We start from the raw sequence: 5,469 nt of genomic DNA, 5'->3' as shown, positions 1-5,469 counted from the left end.
ACTGGCTTGACCGTAACCGTGTGATTGTCGACGCTTCCTCCTTCGAGGAGGCGCTACGACGCGCGGACCTCTGGGACAACCCGCGCTACAAGCGCCCGACCCTCGTTCGAGTGAAAGAGCGCGCCAGTGGCGACGTGGAGCTCATTGTCGCAGGGCTCCCGGCTTCCATCTGGCAAAAACCCGAGATCGCCGATCCCTTCTGCGCGTCGTTTGGTGTCGAGCAGTTCCGTTCGGTGACGCAGGACCCGAAGCGCCGCGACCGTGTGCATCTGGTTCTCGCCTCCGGTTCGCTGGACCAAGTCGTCAAAGCGGCCAGTCGCGAACCAGGCACGCGGCGACTGCCGAAACCTAGGGTCAAGCGCGATCGCGACGACGAGGAAACTCACCCGGCGGCTCGCATGTCGTTTCTGCTCGGTTATGGCCATGACGGGAAGGTGTTCTGGCGCCTTCCCACGTGGCCGCATCTCCTGATCGCGGGAAGCACCGGCAGCGGCAAGTCGACGCTCATTCGCCAGATCATGGCGCAGGCACTCGAAAGGGGCTGGCTTGTCTACCTGGTCGATCCCAAGGGCGGTGTCGACTATTTGGAACTCCTTCCTCGGCTCGCGGAGCCCATGAAGGAATTTCCGCAGGACGCACTGCCGCTTCTTGAAGCGCTCTGGGCGACCCACCGCGAACGCCTTGGAAAACTCAAAGAAGCGGGCGCCCCGTCGCTTCGGGAAGCGCAGGAACGCGGCTTCTTGCTCGAGGAGAAACCGATCCTCCTTGTCGTGGACGAGCTCTCGATTTTTACGTCGAGCACGGGTGGCAAGGATGAGAAAGAGATGCGTACCCGCGCCCATGCGTACCTCGAGCGGTTCGCTTTGGCCTCGCGTGCGACGGGAATTGCGCTCTTGCTCTCGGCACAATATCCAACGGCCGAAATCCTCGGTTCCCAGATCCGCCAACAGGTTTGGCGCATCTGCGGACGCGTGGATGACGAGATTGCCTCGCGTACGATTCTAGGCGTTCCAGGAGCAGAGCGGTTGCCCGCAGACAAGCCCGGGCGGTTTTTCTATGTGGAGCATGGGCAACTCAGAGAGTTTCAAGTCATGATATCGCAATAAAAACAAGGGCTGTGCCCCGCAGGCCAAGACCTGCAGAGTACAGCCCTTTTTTTACTCCGGCGAACAGAATCAGCTCGACAACGTCTCAGAACCGCTCTCACTAATGCCCGAGACCGTCACAGTCACTTTCAGTGTTCCGCCTTTTGCGTCACTCGACGAGAACGAGAGCTGATACTGTCCCGGATTTGCCCCATTCGTGACGTTCAGGTTCGAAGTCGTAACTGGACTGCCACCTTGGGTTACGCTGACACTGAAATTGTTTGTATTCAAATTCGTAATCGGGTTACCATTGGCGTCCGTTACGGTTACCGTGCCGCTGTACCCTCCATTGGCGTTATTGTACGTGAAGTTGCCCAACGTCACCGAGTTCACGTTAGCCACGCCACCCTGCCAGGTAATCGGCAACTGACCGATTGGCGTCTGCGAACCCGTCAATGCCACATACAAGTTGCCATTCGACACTTGGACAGCTGGCGCAGTCTCAAGCGTATCCGTGTTGCCGTTGACCACCGCCGCATAGGTCACGCCGCCATCCGCGAGCGTGAGCTGAACAATACCGTTGCTATTGGTCGTGACGTTGATCGTCGGGTTCGTGAACTTCTGCAGACCAGTCGCGGCAATGGCACCCGGGATGGACACCGCGTCATAATCAAGCTGCGTTCCGCTCGGCAATACATTGGCTGGATTGAAGAGCGGAATCGGCGTCGGCTCCGTCTGCGACGTATTGCCCATCGGCACAGAGCTCTGCAACGCCACGCCATTGACGGCGGTGATCCAGACACCATTCAGGCTGCTGTTTGGCCAACCAAGTGCGGAGGCCTCGAGCGAAATCGTCGCATTGGCCACCGGGTTGCCGTATGCGTCGACGGCTTCGAGTGTGACATTCTCCGTCTGATCCGGCGAACCCACCACATTTTGCGGCGAGAACAGCGCACTTTGCACTGAACCCGAACCAGCAGCGGTGTAGTCCACCTGTACTGTTGCCGTCTGCCCGTTCTCTGTGGCCGTATACGTGTAGGTGCCGGTGTACTTACCGTACGCGCCGACCTCAACAATCTGGATCGGGATCAGGTCTTCGTTCACAGTCTCTGTTGCATTCGACACATTACCGGTTGCAGACACCTTACCCTGATTGCCCGAGATCCAGTTCAAGGTCAGCGAGCCGGGCCCATTCTGAGTTGTCGACACATGCCCACCAACAAACATCGGATCGCCAGACAGTGGCTGTGTTGGATTCACCTGACCGAAGTTGGCGACCAGTGCCTTGGAGGACACATCGTACAACAGATAGTTACCGCTGTTGTCTACACCCAGGACGTACTTGCCATCGGGCGTATACGCCACGATCTTATTGACGTTCGTGTAGTTTGCAGGATCAAACAACGTCTGACCGTTGACCGTGGTCTTACCGCTCTGCGAGATGACGACCTGAGCCGAGTAATTCGAATCAGAGGTCGTGAACAGATATCCATCAATTCTGTTCACAGAATCCGCGTTCTTACCATCTGAGGAGATGGTATAGTTCAAACCGCCATTCGGAATGGTTGCCAAGTTGACATAGTTGTTGAATGGCGCCACAAGCCAGGACGCTTCATAATTCGTGTTCCCAATGCTTCCGCCATTGGACGAGCCCCAAGCCAAACCTTGCAGTGACATGGAGCTAGGTGTGCCTGCGTTGGTATTGATGAGCGGGCTATAGTTCTCAATACCCTCAATACTCTGCGCCACACCGAGGCTCGCCACGCCACTCGTCGGCTGGAACTGGATACTTGCGGAAGCGGACGCACCACCCTGACCAGGTGTCGCGAGATCCGGATCTGTGACTTGCACGTTGATGTTCAGCGTCGCCGTTCCGCCATTGATGTTCACGCTCGACGCCGGATCATTCGACGAGTTCACGTGCGTCTTAAACTGAGTCGTCAATGGCTCCGTAACCGTGCTCGTCTCACCAGAACCGAACGAGATGGTGAACGGCGTCGCGCTCGAAGAGCTCAGCGATGAGTACAGGTATCCCTGTACACTGTTCACATAGATCTTGCCCGTCTTGTAGTCCATCGTGACCTGCAGGTTGGTCACATCGAACGTATTGGTGCCAGATGTGTACGTAAAGTTATAGTTGTTCTTAAGGGCCTGTAGAATCTGGCTGTACACCCCAGCATCGCCAGACCCAACCGGATCAAGCTGGAACCCGAAAGCATCGTTCAGCGTGTAGCCCTGCGGGACACTCAGCGTGAAGGTCAGCTGATCATCCGGGAACTGCGCCGGCAGGATCTCCTGACCACTCTCGGTGTATGGACCGAAATACACTGTCGCTGCGGAGCTATCCACTTCTTGGATGCTCGGGTTGTTCGGAACCGCCGACACGCTGGAGTAGCTCGTTTGCAGCGCGTGACTCGAGACACCCAATGCACCGACGCTCTGACCAGGTTCCCAGGACACCGCGATGGACCCGTCATTGCTGCTCGTCCCAAGCACCGGCAGGAGTTGCAAGTTGCTTGGCAGCTGCTGACCTTCCACGACACCCGTGGTCGACGGAGCGTAGTAGATGTAGTAATGGTCGATCTGCTGTTGCTCCTGCGGATTCACCGTATCGGACACCGTGAACGAGAAGTTACCGTTCGCGTCGGTCGTCACCAGATCAAAGGACGAGCCGCTGAACGTGTATTTCTGACCATTCACCACATAACTGTCGGTCCCGTCTGCGCCAAAGTCCCCAGCGTTTGGCAAACCCGCTCCAGCAACAGGCGCGTCGGTAATCACCAGTTGTGCATTCGGCACCGGATTACCCGCCGAATCCTGCACCTGACCCGTAATGGTCAAGGTCGATCCTGAAGTCGCCGCCTCACGATTCTGGTCGCTGAGTGCGGGCGAGTTCAGCACATCAGCAGGCGTCACGTTCGCAACCTTCGCAGGTTGAGCATTTGCCTGCCACTCGATATAGCTGTTGCCTTGACTCGAGCCACCGTTCACGAGCTGCGCGCTCACCTGAGCCATCAGCTGCGCCCCGGTCAGCGGCACGCCATTTTGGGTTGGCACATTTGCGTTGAGGTACATAACGGCTTGGCCTTGCGAGTTGGTGGTCGTGGTGTAGGTTACCGTATTCCCCCACGTACCTTGACTGCTACCCGGTTCAACGACACCGTTACTCAACGCTTGCGTGCCATTCTGGTCGGTGATGAAGACAGTCGGATTTCCAACTCCCGCCACGTTCATCGCGGAGACTTGGAACTTCACGGTCTGGCCCGCCACGGACGAACTCGAGCTGCCCGAAGAAGGCAGAACCGTAGCGACCATCGCAATCAGACCAGCCGTCGGATTGCTGCTCGACGAAAAGCTCAGTTGATCAGGGTTACCCTGCGAGCCCCAAAGCGGAGCGAGGACCAGCGTACCGGGCAGACCCCACTGCGCTGTTACCGCGCTCGAACGAATGTACTGGCCATTCGCGCTCTGCACAGGCAATTGCGCAATCACGTACAACGGTTCCGTCGTAGTGCTTGCACCCGAGGTCACCTTAATGGTTGCGACACCCTGGCTGTTGGTCGTGACCTGGTAATAGTCGTTGTACGTCTTCGTACCAATGACAATCGGCGCGGACAAGGTTGCATAGTTCAAGGTATTCCCGTTTCCATCCGTAACCGTCAGGTTACCCGTGGTAGAAACGAGGAATTGCACGACTTGGTTCGCAACGGGATTGCCATTCGCATCCGTCACCGTGGTCGAGAACGAAATGGCATTCCCAACCGTCGCGACCGCAGGCGCATTATCCGCACCCGTGCCAACTACCTGGCCAGACACTTGGATCGGCGAAAGCGACTCCGTCGCCGTGTTTACGGCCGTTTGGGTCTGGATGTTGAGCCCCGTCTGACCGCTGAAGGTGCCGTTAATGTTCAACGCCTTCAGGATGTTGTTGATGTAGTAAATCGGCAGGTACGTCGTGATCGGCCCCTTCGGCCCAGCCGCCGGGTCACGCGCCACCTGCGTGTTAAACTTCTTGACCACCGTACCGTTCACTGTGACGGTGGTGTTCCCCGTTCCAATCCCACCGGCGACTTGAACGTTCGCCGCGTTCACGTTGGAATCCGTCAACGCCCAGGTGTGGGTCACGCCATTCCAGGTCGCCTGGATCCCAATCTTCGCAAGCGCCTGGCTGAAGTAATAGATCGGGAAGAACCCAGTCTTATTGCCCGAATCGTACCCCACCATCTCATAGGGGTTCGACAGAACCTGGCCATTGACCACAATGGGCAACTGGCCAGCTGGCGTGAGACCGCTCGTGGACGTTGCCGCAAACGCCATCGGGCTAATCGCACCCAGGACAATCGCAGCTGAAGCAATGCCACTCAGTGTGCGTTTCAAGTCCCCT

Annotated in this window: 2 protein-coding genes; one reads left to right on the top strand and one right to left on the bottom strand. The window is 57.5% G+C overall.

Going from position 1 to position 5,469, the window contains the following annotated elements; all coding sequences use genetic code 11:
• Positions 1–1,106, top strand: a 1,106-nt coding sequence (locus AC27E8_RS11785; RefSeq protein WP_487111491.1) for an FtsK/SpoIIIE domain-containing protein, incomplete at its 5' end; no start/stop codon positions are given.
• A gap of 69 nt (positions 1,107–1,175) precedes the next feature.
• Here the strand turns inward: AC27E8_RS11785 and AC27E8_RS11780 are convergent.
• Positions 1,176–5,462, bottom strand: coding sequence for a beta strand repeat-containing protein (locus AC27E8_RS11780; protein WP_487099297.1), 4,287 nt, complete (start codon positions 5,460–5,462; stop codon positions 1,176–1,178).
• Positions 5,463–5,469: the final 7 nt, after the last annotated feature.

The organism is Alicyclobacillus sp. CIJ1 (assembly GCF_057538885.1).
Note: the sequence above shows the minus strand (reverse complement) of the source record. Positions and strands in the feature narration are given on the sequence as shown.